Below are 18,097 nucleotides of genomic sequence, written 5' to 3'. Positions count from 1 at the left end.
CGGTTCGGGTTTGTCGCTCACAATCGCCTCCTGTGGGCCGCGCGACTGCGCACGCGCCTGGCGAAGTAGCGGCCGTCGATGTGGTCCAGCGCGATCGATTGACCGAACGCCGCGGACAGGTTTTCCGCTGTCAGCGTGTCATGCAGCAGCCCACCGGCCACCACCTGGCCCTCGGACAGAATCAGGCAGTGGCTGAAGCCCGGTGGGATCTCCTCCACATGGTGGGTGACCAGCACCAGCGCCGGCGCGTCGGGGTCGGCGGCCAGATCGGCCAGCCGGGCCACCAGTTCCTCACGGCCACCGAGGTCGAGCCCGGCCGCGGGTTCGTCGAGCAGCAACAATTCGGGATCGGTCATCAGGGAGCGGGCGATCAGCACCCGCTTGCGTTCGCCCTCCGACAGGGTGCCGTAGGTGCGCTCGGCCAGATGCTCGGCGCCCACGCTCTCCAGTGTGTCGATGGCCTGGGCGTAGTCGACGTCCTCGTAGTTCTCCCGCCAGCGTCCCAGCACCGCGTATCCGGCCGAGACGACGAGGTCGCGGACCACCTCGTCATCGGGGACCCGCTGGGATAGCGCAGAGCTGCTCAGCCCGACCCGCTGGCGCAGTTCGGACATGTCAGTGCGGCCCAGCCGTTCGCCGAGCACGTAGGCGGTGCCGGACGACGGGTGTTCCATCGCCGCCGCGATGCGCAGCAGAGAGGTCTTTCCGGCGCCGTTGGGGCCGATCACCACCCAGCGTTCGTCGAGCTCCACCTGCCAGGTGACGGGCCCGACCAGGACCCGGCCCCCGCGGCGCAGCGATACTTTCCGGAAGTCGATCAGCAGGTCGGGGTCGACCTCGTCGGCAGCGGGCACTGCACCATCGTGCCGCATTCGGCTGCGTCCGCACGCCCGGGGTCGCCGCGACTTCCGGTGTGCCCGACGATGTGCGCCCAACCGCTGACCGCCAGAACCGGCTTGGGTGTGAGCCGCAGCACCAGCTGAACGATCGGACCGATTCCGAACGCGTAGATGACGGTCCCGACACCCACGCTGCCGCCGAGCAACCAGCCCGCGGCGAGCACGGTGGCCTCGATCGTGGTGCGCACCAACCGCACTGAAAGACCCGTCCGCGCAACCAGTCCCGTCATCAGCCCATCGCGGGGCCCCGGTCCCAGCCCAGCGCCGACGTACAACACCGTAGCGACGGCGTTGAGGACGACCGCCGCCACCATCATGGCAACCCGGGCCGGCATCGACTCTGGCGTGGCCAGCACGGCCAGACCGGCGTCGACGGTGACCGCGATGACGATGACGTTGGCGACGGTGCCGATGCCGGGCTTGTTACGCAGCGGAATCCACGCGATCAGCACCACGACACCGACGACCGCCGAGGCGACGCCGATGGTCATCGGTGTGTGCCGAGTCAGGCCCTGGTGGAAAACGTCCCACGGGTCCAGCCCGAGCCCGGCCCGCACCATCATCGCCATGGAGAAGCCGTAACAGGCCAGTCCGGTCATCAGCGCGACACCGCGCAGCGCGGATCTCACCGGTGGTCGGTGAACCGAACGCGGATGGCGTCCAGATCACCGCGTAGCCGGCGGACGTCGGCGTCGACGTCATCCCAGCCTGTCGATGTCGGATTCCACGGGCCGTGACCGGGGTCAAGCAACGCCGCCAATCGCTGGCCCACGCGGGAGAACCAATTGCTCATGGCAGTCATGATTCTGACCAACTGGCTTGCCATTCAATAGCCAGTTGACTCATACTGGCATGCATATGGTGACTTCTGTGACTACCAGGGCTCTCGATCCGGATCTTCTGGCTCGAGAATTGGGCAACTGGCGCACCTCCAGCCGCAGCGGCCCGACCTATCAAGGGCTCGCCGATGGGCTGCGAATGCTGATCGTCGACGGCCGTCTGCCGGTCGGTTCGCGGCTGCCCAGTGAGCGCGCGCTGGCCGACACGCTCCGCGTCTCCCGCACCACGATCACCGCGGCCTATGCCGAGCTGGGTGAGAGTGGCTATCTGCATGCCCGCCGCGGCGCACGCAGCACGGTTGCGCTCCCCCGCACAGCCGCACCCGTCCCCAGCGATGCGCCGACGAGGATCAATCTGGCCGAAGCGGCGTTGGCCGCCCCGGCCAGCGCGGTGCAGGAGGCGTTCACCGAGGCGGCTCGCCAGTCCCCTGCCTATCTGCAGCAGACCGGTCACGACATGCGAGGGGTACTGGCATTCCGCACTGCGATCGCCGAACGGTATTGCGCGAGAGGGCTTCCCACCACCCCGGACCAAATCATGGTGACAAGCGGCGCGCAGCACGCGATCGCGCTGATCCTGGCGACCTATGTTCAGCCGGGCGATCGGGTACTCGTCGAGCAGCCCACCTACCACGGAGTGCTCACGGCGATCGCCACCGCCGGAGCGCGACCGGTGCCCGTCGCGATGACCCGCGAGGGCTGGGACCTCGACGCCGTGCACGCCGCCGTCCGCCAACTCGCCCCGACGCTGGCCTACTTGGTACCTGACAACCACAATCCGACAGGGTTCTCGATGCCGCCGGCCGATCGCAAGCGGTTATCCGACATCGTCTCCGAGACCCGAACGCGCACGGTCATCGACGAGACGATGACGGATGTCTGGCTCGACGAGCCGGTGCCCCCGCCGGTGGCCGCATCGATGACGTCGCGCACCGACTTGATGATCACCATCGGCTCGATGTCGAAGTCGTACTGGGGCGGTATGCGCATCGGCTGGATCCGCGCCGAACCGAACGTGCTGGCAACAATCCGGGCACTTCGCCCGTCGATGGACCTGGGCACGTCGGTGATCGAACAACTCGCTGCAGCATGGCTTCTCACCGAGCGGGCCGACGACGTGCTACCCGAGCGTCGCGAAATCCTGCGTGGCAGAAGGACGCTTCTGCTCGAACTGATCGCCGAGCACCTGCCCGACTGGCGTCCATTGCCCGGCAACGGCGGCATGTCGATGTGGGTGCAGCTACCGGCCCCGGTCAGCTCCGCGATGTGCGCATCGGCATCTCGCCTGGGGGTGGAGCTGCCGCCCGGGCCGCGCTTCGGCGTCGACGGCACACTGGAGCGGTTCGTCCGGATTCCCTTCGCCCTGCCCGAGGACGAGCTGACCGAGGCCATCGAACTGCTGGGCCGAGCGTGGCGCAGCATCACCGGGGCGGCCACTCCCGAGACCACGGCCGTGGTGATCTAGCGATTTCGGCGCGCAAACGTTCGCTCAGCGACGGTTTGCGCGCCGAAATCGCTACTCCGGTGGGATCTCGACTCGGCGAAGGGTGCCGTCGACGGCGTCGGCCGCCTCGATTTCGGCGCGGGTGATGCCGAGGATGAACAGCACGGTATCCAGGTAGGGGTGACTCAGCGAGGCGTCGGCGACTTCCCGCAGCGCGGGTTTGGCGTTGAAGGCCACCCCCAGGCCGGCGGCGGCCAGCATGTCGATGTCGTTGGCACCGTCGCCGACCGCCACCGTCTGTTCCATCGGGACCCCTGCCTGGCGGGCGAAATCGCGCAGCGCCTTGGCTTTACCGGCGCGGTCGACCACTTCGCCGACGACTCGACCGGTCAGTTTGCCGTCGACGATCTCCAGCTCGTTGGCCGCCACGAAATCCAGCATCAGTTCGTGCGCCAGCGGGTCGATCACCTGCCGGAAGCCACCGGAGACCACGCCGCAGTGAAAACCCAAGCGGCGCAGCGTCCGAATCGTGGTACGCGCCCCGGGAGTGAGCTCGATCTGGTCGGCGACCTCGTCGAGGATCTCCGCGGGCAGGCCGGCCAGGGTGGCCACCCGGCGGTGCAGTGACTCGGCGAAGTCCAGTTCGCCGCGCATGGCGGCTTCGGTGATGGCGGCGACGGCCTCCCCGGCCCCGGCGTGGGCGGCCAGCATCTCGATGACCTCGCCCTGGATGAGCGTCGAGTCGACGTCGAACACGATCAGCCGTTTGGCCCGGCGTTCCAGGCTGTAGTTTTCGACGGCGATGTCCAGACCCTGTTCGGAGGCCACCCGGGCCAGCACCGTCTGCAGTTCGCCGCCGACGCCGGCAGGCACCGACACCCGCAGTTCCAGGCCGGTCACCGGATAGTCGGAGACGCCGCGGATGAAATCGATGTTGACGCCCAGTGCCGCGGCCCCGCGGGCCACCACCCCGAACGCCGCCGCGGTGATCGGCCGGCCCAGCACCACGATGGTGTGGGTGGACGGCTCGCGGATGATCGGCAGGGCATCGCTGCGTTCGATCGTGACGTCCAATCCGACGCGGTGAATGGCGTCGGTAACGTCGTCACGCAATTGGACGCCGTCGGCCACCTCGACGCGGCCCGAGACGAGTACCCCCAGGGTGAGCCGGCCCCGGATCACCACTTGCTCGACGTTGAGCAGCTCCACTTCGTGGCGGGCGAGCACCTCGAAGAGCGCCGAGGTGACCCCAGGCTGGTCGACGCCGGTGACGGTGATCAGCACCGACACCTTGGACATGGTCATACCAGGACGGCTACGTATCCCGCGCTAGGTACGGACGCTGTCGTCGTCAAGGCGGGTGATGTCGCCGTCGTCGGGTCCGTGCGCGCGCCCGACGTGCGCCTCCGTGCGCATCCGCTCGATCATGTGCGGGTAGTGCAGCTCGAAGGCGGGCCGCTCGGAGCGGATCCGGGGCAGTTCGGTGAAGTTGTGCCGCGGCGGCGGGCACGAGGTCGCCCACTCCAGCGAGTTACCGTAGCCCCACGGGTCGTCGACGGTCACGACCTCGCCGTAGCGCCAGCTCTTGAAAATGTTCCACACGAACGGGATCACCGAGACACCGAGGATGAACGCGCCGATCGTGGAGATGATGTTCAGCGTCGTGAAGCCGTCGGAGGGCAGGTAGTCGGCGTAGCGCCGCGGCATGCCCTCGTCACCGAGCCAGTGCTGCACCAGGAACGTGGTGTGGAAGCCGATGAACGTCAGCCAGAAGTGCAGCTTGCCCAGCCGTTCGTCGAGCAGGCGGCCCGTCATCTTCGGGAACCAGAAGTAGATCCCGGCGTAGGTCGCGAACACGATGGTGCCGAACAGCACGTAATGGAAGTGCGCGATCACGAAGTAGCTGTCGCTGACGTGGAAGTCCAGCGGTGGGCTGGCCAAGATCACACCAGACAGCCCGCCGAGCAGGAACGTCACCAGGAAGCCGACGGAGAACAGCATCGGTGTCTCGAACGTCAACTGCCCCTTCCACATTGTCCCGATCCAGTTGAAGAACTTGATCCCGGTGGGCACCGCGATCAGGAACGTCATGAAGCTGAAGAACGGAAGCAGCACCGCACCCGTGACGTACATGTGGTGGGCCCACACCGCCACCGACAGCGCCGCGATGCTGATCGTGGCGTAGATCAGCGTGGTGTAGCCGAAGACGGGCTTGCGGGCGAATACCGGGAAGATCTCGGTGACGATGCCGAAGAACGGCAGCGCGATGATGTACACCTCGGGGTGGCCGAAGAACCAGAACAGGTGCTGGAACAGCAGGGTGCCGCCGTTGGCAGGGTCGTAGATATGCGCGCCGAGGTGGCGGTCGGCGGCCAGGCCGAACAGGGCGGCGGTGAGCAGCGGGAACGCCACCAGCACCAGGATCGACGTGACGAAGATGTTCCAGGTGAAGATCGGCATCCGGAACATGGTCATGCCCGGGCATCGCATGCAGACCACGGTGGTGATCATGTTCACCGCGCCCAGGATGGTGCCCAGGCCACCGACGGCCAGACCGAGGATCCACAGGTCGCCGCCGGCACCAGGGCTGTGCATGGCATCCGAGAGCGGGGTGTAGGCCGTCCAGCCGAAGTCGGCGGCGCCACCGGGGGTGATGAAACCGGCCAGCGCGATCATCGCGCCGAAGACGAACAGCCAGAACGACAGCGCGTTCAGCCGGGGGAAGGCGACGTCGGGGGCGCCGATCTGCAGCGGCAGCACCAGGTTGGCGAACCCGAACACGATGGGCGTCGCGTAGAACAGCAGCATCGCCGTGCCGTGCATGGTGAACAGCTGGTTGTACTGCTCGTTGGACAGGAACTGCAGACCCGGCACCGCCAACTCGGCGCGGATGAACAGGGCCATCAGGCCGCCGAGGAAGAAGAAGATGAAGCAGGCGACGCAGTACATGATCCCGATCAGCTTGTGATCGGTGGTGGTCACCAGCTTGTAGATCAGGTTGCCCTTCGGGCCCATCCGTGCAGGCATGGGCCGAGTGGCCTCGAGTTCTCCCCGCGAAGGCACAACGGCAGTCAACAGTCCTCCAAAATCAGTTAGCACACCCGAGAACGTGTAGTTGATCCTAACCGCCCGCCGCCGCGGATGGGGTGTGGGTCCTACATTCTGTCGTATTCGTCACCGAGACCGCCTCGGCCGCAGCTCAGCGGCACTGTCGCGGTCGGGTGTTACCGTCGGCGTCGTGCTGATCGGCGGTAAGCGTTCGGGTGTCGTGATGGCTGCCGGCGCGGTGCTCGCGGCGGTCGCCATGACGGTCGCCAGCGGATGCTCCGGTTCGTCGAAGAGTCCGGCGCCGGCGGCCTCGCCCGACCTCATCACGAGTACCACCAAGATCGCCGGTGCCGGCGTCCTGGGCAATCAGCGCCGCCCCGACGAATCGTGCGCGCCCGACCCGGCCCGGCTCGATCCGGTGCCGCCCGGTCCGATTCGGCACGCCACCGGGGAAACCACCGTGGTCGCCGACCCGCAGCGCATCGTGGTGCTGGCCGGTGACGAGCTCGACGCCCTGTGCGCGCTGGGCCTGCAGTCGCGGATCGTGGCCGCCGCCCTGCCCGACGGAGCCACCGGCCAGCCGTCGTATCTGGGCACCGTGATCCACGATCTGCCCGGCGTCGGTACCCGCAGCTCCCCCGACCTCGCCGCGATCGCGGCCGCCAATCCGGATCTCATCCTCGGCTCGCAGGCGCTGACCCCGCAGTCGTATCAAGCGTTGTCGGCCATCGCCCCGACGGTGTTCACCGATGCCCCCGGCGCCCAGTGGCAGGACAACCTGCGCACCACGGGCGCGGCGACCGGGCGCGCCGAAGCCGCCGGCGATCTGATCGGCGAGTTCACCGAAAAAGCCCGGCAGAAAGGCGTTGCCGTCGACGCCGCCCACTTCCAGGCGTCCATCGTTCAGTTCACCGACACCACGATGCGGGTGTACGGCGCGCAGAATTTCCCAGCCTCGGTGTTGGCCGATGTCGGCGTGGATCGTCCTGCGGCCCAAAGGTTTACCGACAAGCCCTACATCGAGATCGGAATCTCCGACGCCGATTTGGAACACTCGCCCGACTTGTCCCCCGCCGACGGCGACATCGTGTACCTGTCCTTCGCGTCCCAGGCGGCCAAGGACCGGGCACCGGCGATCCTCGACAGCGCACCGTGGCGCAAGCTGTCCGCCAACCGCGACAACCGGGTCTTCATCGTCAACAACGAGGTGTGGCAGACCGGCCAGGGCATCGTCGCCGCGCGTGGAATTCTCGACGACCTGCGCTGGCTCAATGCTCCGATCAACTAGCCCACGTGTAACGTCCGCCCTGTGTTCCACGTGTTGATCGGCACCTACGAGAAGCCGCTCGATGTCGTCGAGCAGACCCGGCCCGCTCACCTGGCCTGGTTGAACGACGAGGTCGCCGCCGGACGTCTCCTGCTCGCCGGCCGCCAGGAGTCGGGTGTCGGCGGCCTCCTGATCACCGCGGACATCAGCACCGAAGCCGTTCAGGACATCATCGACCGGGATCCCTACACGCTGGCCGGCGTCGCCACCTATCAGCGGGTGTCCTTCAACGGCGGAATTCGCGCAGCCGGGTTATAAATCTCTCAAGCGGGATTAGGCACCCGCCGGCCCGGGTTATTCCCCTTGGTCGCAGCGTCGCGACATTTCCCTTTATCGCTGACCCGATCAGTGCTGCCTGAAACGTGAACACGAGGACACCGATGAGCACAGTCTCCGCATACGCCGCCACATCCGCTACGGATCCACTGGCCAAGACCACCATCACCCGCCGCGACGTCGGCCCCCATGACGTCAAGCTCGACATCCATTTCGCGGGCATCTGCCACTCCGACATCCACACCGTGCGCGGCGAATGGGGCCAGGTCGAGTATCCGATGGTGCCCGGACACGAAATCGCCGGTGTGGTCACCGAAGTCGGACCCGAGGTGACCAAATACCAGGTCGGCGACCGGGTCGGTGTGGGCTGTTTTGTCGACTCCTGCCGCGAGTGCGCCAACTGCCTGGCCGGCGTCGAGCAGTACTGCACCAACCCGGGCATGGTGGGCACCTACAACGGTGTCGGTAGCGATGGTCAGCCCACGCAGGGCGGATACAGCGGCGCGATCGTCGTCGACGAGAACTATGTGCTGCGGATCCCCGACAGCATCTCGCTGGACGCCGCGGCACCCCTGCTGTGCGCGGGGATCACGCTGTATTCGCCGCTGCGGCACTGGAATGCCGGACCGGACAAGAAGGTTGCCGTCATCGGTCTCGGTGGCCTCGGCCACGTCGGGGTGAAACTGGCCAAGGCGATGGGCGCCCATGTGACCGTGCTGAGCCAATCGCTGAAGAAGATGGAGGACGGCCTGCGGCTGGGCGCCGACGAGTATTACGCCACCAGCGACCGGGCGACCTTCAAGCAGCTGGCAGGCACGTTCGACCTGATCCTGAACACCGTGTCGGCCAACCTGGATCTCGACGCCTACCTTGGCCTGCTCGCTCTGGACGGCACGCTGGTCGAGCTCGGCATGCCCGAACATCCGATGAGCGTTCCCGCATCGGCCCTGATCTTCGGTCGGCGCAGCCTGTCGGGTTCGCTGATCGGCGGAATCGCCGAGACGCAGGAGATGCTCGATTTCTGCGCCGAGCACGGTGTGACGCCCGAGATCGAGGTCATCGCGCCCGACTACATCAACGAGGCCTACGAGCGGGTGCTGGCCAGCGACGTCCGGTACCGATTCGTGATCGACACCGAGTCGCTGCGCGCCGGGTAATGGTCAGTCCTTGACCGTGTCCTCGGCCACGCCGGCCAGCGGCCAACCCGCCGCGGCCAGCGTCGCCGCCACCCGCTGGACGTTCTCCGGACCGGCGTCGTGGTGGACGTGATCGGCGATGAAGTGCTCGATCTCGTCGCGATCGATCTGATGGCCGGCGGGCTCTTCCGCCTCGTGCACCGAGATCTCGCGGACGATGCCCTTGATGTCGTCCTCACTGAGCGGCGTATTGCGCAGCAGAGCCAGCAGAGGAACACGATCGGGTCCCGGGACCCCATTGGGGTAGCCGCCGCGCAGCCAGTCGAGGACCTTGTGGAAGAGCGAATCCGCAGTCACGCAGAACAGTGTCGTGGTCAGCAGCGGGAGGCGCCAGCACTGGTAGGACAGTTCGCCCCCGGTTCACACCTCGTTCACCGCGGTGCGCACCGGCCAGACCACCCGGTCGTCGGGCATCATTGGGCGCCAGCGCCCGCCACCCCCCGGGGCCGTCCCCGCGCCACCCACACCCGCCACAGGTAGACCGCTACTGCGGCAGACGCTAGCAACGCTACTAGTCCCTCAACCCGACGGGCGTTGATGACCAACACCGTTGCCACCAACACCGCTCCGACGATGTTGAGCACCAGAGCCGCCCATCGACCGTCGCGGTAGGACAACCGCGCACAGGCGATCGTCGCGGCCAGGAAGCTGGCGAAGACTGCCACGGCGTAGAAGCCGACCAGGCGTTGCTCCCGACCGCTGGCCCCGATCAGCATCGCTGCCGCCGCGAGCACCAGGCCGACTCCCCACTCCGGTATCAGGAATTTGTTCAAGCGCCCAAACCGGCTAGGGACCAAGCCGGCGCCGTCCGCGCCGATAGTGGCCAGCGCCTTGAGAACTCCCGAGCCGGCCAGATAGGACGACGCCGCGGCAGCCAGCAGGAGCAGCGCACTGCTGGCCTGGAAGGTGGTGAACAGAACACCACTCCCCGTGGCACGCCGCGCCATGTCGGCGATCAGTGTGGAATCTTCTGCCGGGATACCCAACCGCAGCTTGACCGCCAGCGCGGTGAAGCAGATTGTCAGCGTCCCGACGATGGCGACCATCAACCACAGAGTCTGGCGTCCGAGCCGCCGTCTGGCGTGATCACCGAGTTGGGGCAACTGGGCGATCGCATTCGACGGGGATTCGACTCCCGTGGCCAGCGCCATCCCGAGCGGGATCGCGAGCAGCACCGAAGCCAGTCCGGCGCCTGCCACCAGCAGATTGCCGCCTGAGGGGTGATTCGCGGTGCTGTCCACGGCGGGCGAAGCGGAGATGCCCGCCACGATGACGCACGTCGACAAGACGATGAAGGCCATGGTCGCCACGGCGAAGACCACCCGGCCACCCTGGCCGAGCAAGACCACCCCGGCGACCAAGGCCACGAGCCCCAGCCCGATCGGGGTCCGATACGACTCCAGCTGGGGCAGATACGCGATCAGCGCTGAAGCCCCCGCTGCGCAACTGACCGCAACCGTCAGGGTGAAATCGACCAGGAGCGCGCCCAGTGGAATGAAGGCCCACCCTTCGCCGAAAGCGCGCGCGATCGCCTCGGGTCCTCCGCCTCCGCCCGGAAAACGCCCGATCAGCTCGTGATAGGTCGCCGAGATCACGGCAATGATCGCGACCACGGCCCCCATGGTCGGGATCAGGGCGCTGAGGTCACCTTCCAAGCCACGCAGCGCGGCCTCGATCGCGTAGGCCACCGAGGACACCGGATCAGCCATCACCGTGAACGCGAACCCGAGGCCGAGCACCGCAGTCCGGAACTTCACCCGTCCACCCGGTCGACGCCTGCAATTCGCATTCGAACCACCGCTCCGGGTCGGCTCACCGGTTGTCGACATGTCTGGTCAGGAATTCGACGACCGCCGCGGCGAAGACGTCATTGCGATCACCGGCGACCATGTGCCCGGCGCCGGCGACGTCGACGAACTCGATCTGCGGGAACCGCTCGAGAAACTCGGCGGCGCGTTCGTGGGTGACGAGGTCACTCATCTGGCCGCGCACCAGCAGCATCGGAACGCCGGCGGTGAGGATCGCTTCGACCGCTGAGTTGATCCGCTCGACCTCGGTCACTTCGATGGGTGGGCGGGCCGCGGTACCGTCGATGAACTTGGGATCCCAATGCCAGTACCACCGGCCGTCGCGGTGGCGCAGGTTGGCACGAAGGCCGTCGAGATCGGCGGGCCGCCGCCGGTTCGGGTTGTACTCCTGGATCATGTCGGCCACTTCGTCGAGTGACTCGAAGCCCGATTCCATGCGGTCATACATGAAGCGGTGGATCCGCGAGGCCCCGGACGGGTCCATGTCGGGGACGATGTCGACCAGAACGAGTGCGCGCAGCGCGGCCGGTGCCAGCTCGCCGGCGAGCAGCATGGCGGTGAACCCGCCCAGCGATGCCCCGACGAGCACCGGCCGCGCTGGCAGCTCACGCAGGAGTTCCAGCACGTCAGCGGCGAAGCTGACCACCCGGTAGTCGCCATCTGCCGACCAGTCGGACTCGCCGTGCCCGCGTAGGTCGACGGTGATCGCCTGCCAGCCGCGGTCGGCGACTGCGGCCGCGGCCCGGCCCCAGGAGCGGCGGGTCTGCCCGCCGCCGTGCAGGAACACAACAGTCGGCGCGTCCGGATCGCCCAGGCGATCGGCGGCGATGCGGATGCCGTCGACACCGAGCGCGCTGAACGGTTCGGGTGTGATCACGCAACCAGCATCCGCGATCCAACCGCCAGCTCAAAGCACCGGTCCCACCCGAAGTGAAGCCATTCGGCGTCGATAGCTGGGACGATCGGCCCTACAGCGCAGCATGGCAGGGGTGGAGCTTGAAAATGGTGAGACGGAAACCTTCGTGACGCACCGGACGGTGTTTCCCCGGGTGGCCCGCGCATTCGACCGGCCCGTGTACGTGCTGGGCCGGATCGGGGATCAGGCCCTGTTCTACGCCAGGGCGATGGCGGGCATTCCGACCGCGCTGCGGTACTACCGCATCGAGATCGTTCGTCTGGTCGCCGAGATCAGTATGGGTGCCGGCGTCTTGGCGATGATCGGCGGAACCCTGGTGGTCGTCGGGTTTCTGACCGTGGCCACCGGCGGCACGTTGGCGGTCCAAGGCTACAGCTCGCTGGGCAACATCGGCATCGAAGCGCTCACCGGGTTCTTGGCCGCGTTCATCAATGTGCGCATCTCGGCACCGGTGGTCGCCGGAATCGGTCTGGCTGCCACGTTCGGCGCAGGGGTGACCGCCCAGCTGGGTGCTATGCGGGTCAACGAGGAAATCGACGCACTGGAAGCCATGGCGATCCGGCCGGTGGCTTTCCTGGTGAGCACCAGGATCGTCGCCGGGATGTTGTCGATCGCACCGTTGTACGCGGTCGCGGTCATCTTGTCGTTCCTCGCCAGCCGGTACACCACCGTGGCCCTGCTCGGCCAGTCGGCGGGCCTCTACGACCACTACTTCTCGACTTTTCTGAACCCGATGGATCTGCTGTGGTCGTTCGTCCAGGCCATCCTGATGGCGTTGGCAATCCTGTTGATCCACACCTACTTCGGATACTTCGCGTCCGGTGGGCCCTCGGGTGTCGGGGTCGCGACGGGCGACGCTGTGCGGACGTCACTCGTCGTCGTGGTGTCGGTGACGCTGCTCGTCTCGCTGGCGATCTACGGTAGCCAAGGACGATTCAACCTGGCGGGCTAGTGTCCTGCACCGGGTATTCGTTGAAGATATGAGTTGAGGCGTTCAAAGATTTCGTCGGCGGTTTTGGTCCAGGTGAATGGCCGTGGATTTCGATTCCAGTCGGCGATCCAGTCGCGAATGTCCTTCTCCAGGGCCTGGATTGAGCGGTGAGCACCGCGGCGCAGTTTCTTGTCTGTTAGTAGCGCGAACCAGCGTTCGACCTGGTTGAGCCACGACGAGTAGGTTGGGGTGTGGTGCATGTGGAACCGCGGGTGTGCGGCAAGCCATTTGGTCACTACCGGTGATTTATGGGTGGTGTAGTTGTCGCAGACCAGATGCACATCCAACCCGGGGGGAACCTCGCTATCGAGTTTGATGAGGAACTTCTTGAACTCGACGGCGCGGTGGCGGCGGTGGATCGATCCGTAGATCTGACCGGTGGCCACATCCAGGGCCGCGAACAGTGTGGTGATGCCGTGGCGCACGTAGTCATGGGTGCGGCGTTCAGGCAGTCCAGGCATCATCGGCAGCACCGGCGCCGAGCGGTCCAGGGCCTGGATCTGGGATTTCTCGTCCACGTACAGCACCAACGCCTTCTCGGGTTGAGTCGGCCTGGGGCGCGGCGCCGGGATTACTCTCGGTCCGTTTCCCCAGGCCGCTCGCCGAACCCGGCGTGCGTGTCTCCACGCACCGGGCTCTCCACGGTCGCTGCCGTCAGGCAGTGGTGACGCTGGTCCAGGGGTTGGGGATCGGGTGCCTCGGTAGCGATATCGGGTGACCGGTATCGTCGCCGGGTTGAACAGGGCGATCCCGTCCGCCTCAATCGGTTTCCACCGTCCATCGGGGGTGGTGAACCGGCGGCGGACGTCCTTCCACCTCCAGCGATGCAGCGCCCGTAACCACCGGATCACCCGCCACCACACGAAGTGGAACAGGCGGCTGAGGGTGCGTTTGCAGGCCGCGTGCCGGAAGTAGTTGGTCCAGCCGCGCAAGATCTGGTTGATTCTGACCAGCACGGCCCCTGGGTTCTGCTGCGATTTCCTGTTCGTCAAGGCACGGACCTTCGCCTTCACCGACCGTAGCGGTCGCTCGGCGATGAAGGTGTATACATGCCATTTGTTCGTTCCCCGCTTGTGTTTCCACCGAATGTGGAAGCCGAGGAAGTCGAACCCGTCGCTCATGTGCACCACCTGGGTCTTGGACTCGGAGAGTCGAAGTCCCAAAGGGCCGAGCACGTTGGCGACATCTTCGCGTAGGGTTTCGACGTGCGTCCGGTCTCCGTGCACGAGTACGACGAAATCGTCCGCCTAGCGGATGATTCGCCACCTCGGCAGACCCTTGACGCGACGCCGACTACGCAGATAAGCAGTCGACATCGAACCACCCGGCCACCATGGCCGCATCAGGTGCTCATCGAGCACCGACAAGACAATGTTGGCCAACAACGGCGACAAGATGCCGCCCCGCGGTGTTCCGGTGTGGGTGTCCTCTCGGTCGCCGTACTCGGTGAGCACACCGGCCTTGAGAAACGCCTTCACCAAGCCCAAGACACGTTTGTCCTTGACCCGCGACCGCACTCGGTCCATAAGGGCCGTGTGGTCGATCCGGTCAAAGCACGCCTCTATATCCGCGTCAAGCACCCACCGATAGCCTTGGGTGCCGTAGAGGTGAATCTCGGCGATCGCGTCCTGAGCCCTCCGCTTGGGGCGGAACCCGTATGAGACCGGTTCGAAATCAGCCTCGAAAATGGGTTCCAGCACCAGCTTCAACGCAGCCTGAACAACCCGATCCGCCACAGTCGGGATGCCCAGCTTTCGCAGCTTTCCCGACCCACCGGGTTTGGGAATCTTGCGTTCCCGCACCGGCAACGGTCGAAACGAACCATCCTTCAAACAGGTTCGCAGGTCGTCCAGAAACCCGGGCACCCCGACGACTTCCTCGACATGGGCGGCCGTGAGGCCGTCCACACCAGGAGTGTTCGCTCCGTGGTTGCCCGCGACCCGATCGAACGCCACCAACAACGTTGCCGGGTCACACACGAAATTGAACAGGTCATCGAACCTGCGACCCGGATCGGTCGCAGCCCAACAGTGAAGCTTGGTCTGCATCTCCGATACCCGACGGTGAGGTCCCACAATGGGTTCCGACGGTGCACCGACATCCACCGGTGCGTCTTTCGGCATTACAGCATCCTTCCCTTCTCGCAACCGCTGCCGCCCTTCCCCATGTGCACGGGCTTTCCCCGGCTCGGAGTACTACGGCGGCTCCGTCCCGCCCCGACCCGATCGGCCGACGATGTGCCCAGCCCGGCAATCCGTGATGGCATCACGGCTACGAGGCAGGACCAGGGCGGTTCCCGCGTTCACTGTGATTCGCTCGACGAAGGAGGAGCCCAGCTCTATCCCTGCGGCCTCGCCACGACTACCCCGCAGCACATCACCGTGGCCTCCCGGACCGCCACCCACATGACTGCCCAGAAGTTCCCCGCCCCGATCCACCCGGCACGGGTGCGCACCGCGCCCGGCCCATATCCGCCAGGTTTGAGCCGGTTTACCTTTCGAGGGACGTAATGACGCTGGTTCCTCGCGTACTCCTCTTCATCACGCTTGCCGGACCCGCCCCATCTGGCGATGCTGACACGTCCCGGCGTTGTCAGGGCTGCTCCCACCCATCCCGGCAACTCCCGGGTCAGGCTGCCCTCAGCTTCACCGTCCCTGCTGCGACAGGTCCGGCGGCGAAGGTCTCTCACCTCCGCTCAAATCATCAGTGCCTCGCGGCGCACGAGGGTCGAGATACAACCCGACGACATCGCGGACCTTGTCGATGAACTGCGGATCGTTACTGATCTTGAAGGTGTCGACCAGATGCGGTTTGAGTCCGAACGCCGTCCAGATCCGACCTACCGTCGACTTCGACAGCCCGGACTCCTTGGCCATCGACGCCCGCGACCAGTGCGTGGCATCGGCCGGGGTACGTTCCAGCGTGGCCACCAGCACCGCCTCGATCTGCTCATCGGCGATGGTGCGCGGCCCACCAGGACGCGGTTCATCGCTCAAGCCATCGAGGCGATCGTCAACAAAACGTTGCCGCCACTTGCACACCGTCTGTGGCCACACCCCCTCTTCGGCAGCCACTTCCTTGTTGGATTTGCCTGCCGCACAGCCCAACACGATCCGTGACCGCTGCGCCAGCGCTGGCGAGGACTTCGGCCGCCTCGCCCACCGCTGCAGCGTCTCGCGCTCCTCATCGGTCAACACCAACTCAACTACCGGACGGCCCCGTCTTGCCATCCACCGATTCTACAATTAATCAACGAATACCAGGCGCAGGACACTAGGACACCGCTGATTTAGTCCGAAGTTCCCCCTGGTGTGGTGATGGGTGGGTGTTGACCTGCGGTTTTGGGTTGGGCACTGACTACGTGTAGCCGTGACGGTGGGAGACGGCGAGCAGGTCGAAGGCACGTCGCTGCAGTGGGGTGGGGGTGGTGGTCATGGTGAACGCTGGGGTGTCGTTGGCGGGCTGGATGTGGTTGGCGCAGATGGTGGCCAGGTCGGCGAGCAGGCTGGTGAAGCTGTGCACCGGGGTGTTTTCGGGGGTGCGTTTACGGGCGGCTTTGGCCAGCGCTTCATCGGAGCGTTGAGCTGCGGCCACGGGGTTGGTGCGTTTGGCGGCTGCGGCGGGTTTGTCGTTGTCGCGGAACAGGATTGGGGCCAGGGCTTGTTTCATGTGCCAGGTGATGTAGTAGGACAGCATGCGCAAGAACATGTGGGTGCGGACCCGGTCGGCCAGCCGATGGCGGATGGGGCGCACGTCGAGTTCGCTGTTCAGTGTGCGGAAGAACCGTTCGACGTCTTCGAGTCCCTTGTAGCGCAACACCACATCGTCGGTGGCCAGGGTCTGTTCGGGCAGGCTGGTGCGCAGCACGTAGATGCCGTCGAGGGCGGCCTCGGCGGCGATGGCCTCGGTGTTACGGGTGAACGTGAAGGAGTCCTCGGTGATGGTGATGGTGAAGTGTTTGGCCATCTTGTAGTGGTTGATGACCTTGCCCACCCGCAGCGCGATCTTGTCCTTGCCGCGCAATGGCCGGGTGGCTCTGCGGGTGGCGGCCCCGATGGGGGTGAGTTCTTTTTCGGTGGCGGCCAACAGCTCCTGGCGTTTACGGGTGCGTTTCTCGGCTAGGGCGGGGTTGTGGCAGCACACCAGCCGCTCGCCGGGAAACTCCGGGGAGGCGATCTCGACGAGGTCCTGCTCATCGAACAGCGACAGCTGCAGCGCGCCCTCCTCGACGAGGGCCTTGATCTGGGGTGCGCGCAACGCGCTGATCCAATCCAGCTGCGCGGGGGCCACCTCGTCGCGGATGCGCGCGTTGGTGAGCATGCCCCGATCCCCGACTAGACACACCCGGGTCAGCCCGAACCGGTCTTTGAGCTTGCTGATCTGGGCGGCCAGGGTGTTGGGGTCGGCGGTGTTGCCCTCGAACACCTCGATGGCGATCGGGATCCCGGCGGTCGTGCACAGCAGCCCGTAGACGATCTGCAGCCGGCCTTTGACCCCGTCTCGGGGGTGCCCGATCGCCCCCAGCGGGCAGGTGCGGCCCTCGAACGCCGCCGAGGACACGTCGTAGAGCACCAGCGTGCCGTTGACTAAATGCCGGGTGGCCAAGGTGGTTTCGATGGTGTCCTTGCGGGCCAGCACCCAGTCCATCGCCGCATACAGGTCATCCTCGTCGCACGAGGCGACACCGAGCAGCTGGCCCAGTGAGCTGGTGGCCGTCTCGGTGCGCAGCCCCCGCGCGGTGGCCAGCTTGGAGTCCGGCGCGATCACCGCCGCGACCAGCATCGCGGTCACCAAATCTCGCCGTCGCGACGGCGTCGGGTCAATGAGCGCCTCCACGTCGAGATTGCGCGCGGTGCCCAGCACTGCGGCCACGTGCCCGTGCGGCAGGCTGCGGGTGATCTCGAACGCCTCAGACAATTCCCGCGTCGGCTGCTGCCCTTTAAGCGCCCGCGACAGCGCATCGACCTTGGGTTCAGGCCAGTGCGACAGGTTGGCCAGGGTGCGGTTTCTCACCTTGCCGCCTTCGCGGTAGCTTTCCCGCAACAGGATCGCCGGCGGTGATCCACGATTCGGGATCCGCGCCACATACATGTCTACTTTGTAGCACAAATACCCACGTTGAAGCCCATTATTAGAACATGACACGCCGTACAAATGAGAACTCTGCATGTCTACACTGGCACCAGTGTGTGGACACGAAACGCCCGCTCACCAATACAAACGACAGTTCAGACCCGCTCTAGGGCCCTGCCCCCGTGTGTTGGACACGCTTAATCCCGCAAGATTGGCGGGGGAAGCGAGATGATCCACCACGATGGCAAGGAAAAATTATCCCGACGAGTTTAAACGGGAC

General features: G+C 66.0%; 16 protein-coding genes and 2 pseudogenes. 5 read left to right on the top strand and 13 right to left on the bottom strand.

The window, feature by feature from the left end:
- Window positions 1-17: 17 nt before the first annotated feature.
- The 3 genes from ORI27_RS27065 to ORI27_RS27055 are packed head-to-tail and all read right to left on the bottom strand — an operon-like array spanning window position 18 to window position 1,692.
- Complete coding sequence (locus ORI27_RS27065) at window positions 18-872, bottom strand: ABC transporter ATP-binding protein (RefSeq protein WP_266000204.1); 855 nt, start codon at window positions 870-872, stop codon at window positions 18-20.
- Window positions 818-1,528, bottom strand: coding sequence for a membrane protein YczE (yczE, locus tag ORI27_RS27060; RefSeq protein ID WP_266000203.1), 711 nt, complete (start codon window positions 1,526-1,528; stop codon window positions 818-820). The genes ORI27_RS27065 and yczE overlap by 55 nt, the downstream gene beginning before the upstream one ends.
- Window positions 1,525-1,692, bottom strand: a complete 168-nt coding sequence (locus tag ORI27_RS27055) for a hypothetical protein (RefSeq protein ID WP_266000202.1) — start codon at window positions 1,690-1,692, stop codon at window positions 1,525-1,527. Before ORI27_RS27055 ends, yczE begins: the two co-directional genes overlap by 4 nt.
- Window positions 1,693-1,757: 65 nt before the next feature.
- Between ORI27_RS27055 and yczR the strand changes: the two genes are divergently transcribed.
- On the top strand, window positions 1,758-3,203 hold the full coding sequence (yczR, locus tag ORI27_RS27050) for a MocR-like transcription factor YczR (RefSeq protein WP_266000201.1): 1,446 nt from the start codon (window positions 1,758-1,760) through the stop codon (window positions 3,201-3,203).
- Between the two features lie 51 nt (window positions 3,204-3,254).
- Here yczR and serB read toward each other — a convergent pair whose 3' ends face one another.
- Window positions 3,255-4,481 carry a phosphoserine phosphatase SerB gene (gene serB / locus ORI27_RS27045; RefSeq protein ID WP_266000233.1) on the bottom strand — a complete coding sequence of 409 codons (1,227 nt, stop codon included), beginning with the start codon at window positions 4,479-4,481 and terminating at the stop codon, window positions 3,255-3,257.
- A gap of 30 nt (window positions 4,482-4,511) precedes the next feature.
- Entirely contained in the window at window positions 4,512-6,257 is a 1,746-nt protein-coding gene (gene ctaD / locus ORI27_RS27040) for an aa3-type cytochrome oxidase subunit I (RefSeq protein WP_266000200.1), read from the bottom strand.
- A 163-nt stretch (window positions 6,258-6,420) separates the two neighbouring features.
- Here ctaD and ORI27_RS27035 point away from each other — a divergent pair, with 163 nt between their 5' ends.
- From ORI27_RS27035 to ORI27_RS27025, 3 genes are all read left to right on the top strand, one after another.
- Window positions 6,421-7,518: an iron-siderophore ABC transporter substrate-binding protein gene (locus ORI27_RS27035; protein ID WP_266000199.1), complete on the top strand. Its 1,098-nt coding sequence runs from the start codon at window positions 6,421-6,423 to the stop codon at window positions 7,516-7,518.
- A gap of 21 nt (window positions 7,519-7,539) precedes the next feature.
- Entirely contained in the window at window positions 7,540-7,815 is a 276-nt protein-coding gene (locus ORI27_RS27030; protein WP_266000198.1) for a YciI family protein, read from the top strand.
- A gap of 122 nt (window positions 7,816-7,937) precedes the next feature.
- A complete protein-coding gene (locus tag ORI27_RS27025) occupies window positions 7,938-8,990 on the top strand; it encodes an NAD(P)-dependent alcohol dehydrogenase (protein WP_266000197.1) in 1,053 nt (350 codons plus the stop codon).
- 3 nt (window positions 8,991-8,993) lie between these two features.
- Here the strand turns inward: ORI27_RS27025 and ORI27_RS27020 are convergent, their stop codons facing one another.
- The 3 genes from ORI27_RS27020 to ORI27_RS27010 form a co-directional block, all read right to left on the bottom strand.
- The gene (locus ORI27_RS27020) at window positions 8,994-9,326 is read right to left on the bottom strand and encodes a DUF3349 domain-containing protein (RefSeq protein ID WP_266000196.1); all 333 of its coding nucleotides are present in this window, start codon (window positions 9,324-9,326) and stop codon (window positions 8,994-8,996) included.
- A 116-nt stretch (window positions 9,327-9,442) separates the two neighbouring features.
- Entirely contained in the window at window positions 9,443-10,786 is a 1,344-nt protein-coding gene (locus tag ORI27_RS27015) for an APC family permease (RefSeq protein ID WP_266000195.1), read from the bottom strand.
- Between the two features lie 55 nt (window positions 10,787-10,841).
- On the bottom strand, window positions 10,842-11,711 hold the full coding sequence (locus tag ORI27_RS27010; protein WP_266000232.1) for an alpha/beta fold hydrolase: 870 nt from the start codon (window positions 11,709-11,711) through the stop codon (window positions 10,842-10,844).
- Between the two features lie 106 nt (window positions 11,712-11,817).
- Between ORI27_RS27010 and ORI27_RS27005 the strand changes: the two genes are divergently transcribed.
- The gene (locus tag ORI27_RS27005) at window positions 11,818-12,705 is read left to right on the top strand and encodes an MlaE family ABC transporter permease (protein ID WP_266000194.1); all 888 of its coding nucleotides are present in this window, start codon (window positions 11,818-11,820) and stop codon (window positions 12,703-12,705) included.
- On the opposite strand, the pseudogene ORI27_RS27000 reads toward ORI27_RS27005, so the two are convergent.
- The 5 genes and pseudogenes from ORI27_RS27000 to ORI27_RS26985 all read right to left on the bottom strand — a co-directional run.
- A pseudogene (locus ORI27_RS27000) lies at window positions 12,702-13,286 on the bottom strand (IS630 family transposase); the annotation flags it as partial. The gene ORI27_RS27005 and the pseudogene ORI27_RS27000 sit on opposite strands and share 4 nt — an antisense overlap.
- Window positions 13,287-13,547: 261 nt before the next feature.
- A pseudogene (locus ORI27_RS33060) lies at window positions 13,548-13,865 on the bottom strand (group II intron maturase-specific domain-containing protein); the annotation flags it as partial.
- Between the two features lie 126 nt (window positions 13,866-13,991).
- Entirely contained in the window at window positions 13,992-14,792 is an 801-nt protein-coding gene (locus ORI27_RS33055) for a reverse transcriptase domain-containing protein (RefSeq protein WP_323055677.1), read from the bottom strand.
- A gap of 597 nt (window positions 14,793-15,389) precedes the next feature.
- Window positions 15,390-15,974 (bottom strand): IS630 family transposase, encoded by a 585-nt coding sequence (locus tag ORI27_RS26990; RefSeq protein ID WP_266000193.1) that lies wholly within the window; start codon window positions 15,972-15,974, stop codon window positions 15,390-15,392.
- A gap of 127 nt (window positions 15,975-16,101) precedes the next feature.
- On the bottom strand, window positions 16,102-17,835 hold the full coding sequence (locus ORI27_RS26985; RefSeq protein WP_266000192.1) for an IS1634 family transposase: 1,734 nt from the start codon (window positions 17,833-17,835) through the stop codon (window positions 16,102-16,104).
- Window positions 17,836-18,097: the final 262 nt, after the last annotated feature.

Source organism: Mycobacterium pinniadriaticum (genome assembly GCF_026242045.1).
Taxonomy (GTDB): Bacteria; Actinomycetota; Actinomycetes; order Mycobacteriales; family Mycobacteriaceae; genus Mycobacterium; species Mycobacterium pinniadriaticum.
This window is presented reverse-complemented; position numbering and strand designations above follow the sequence as displayed.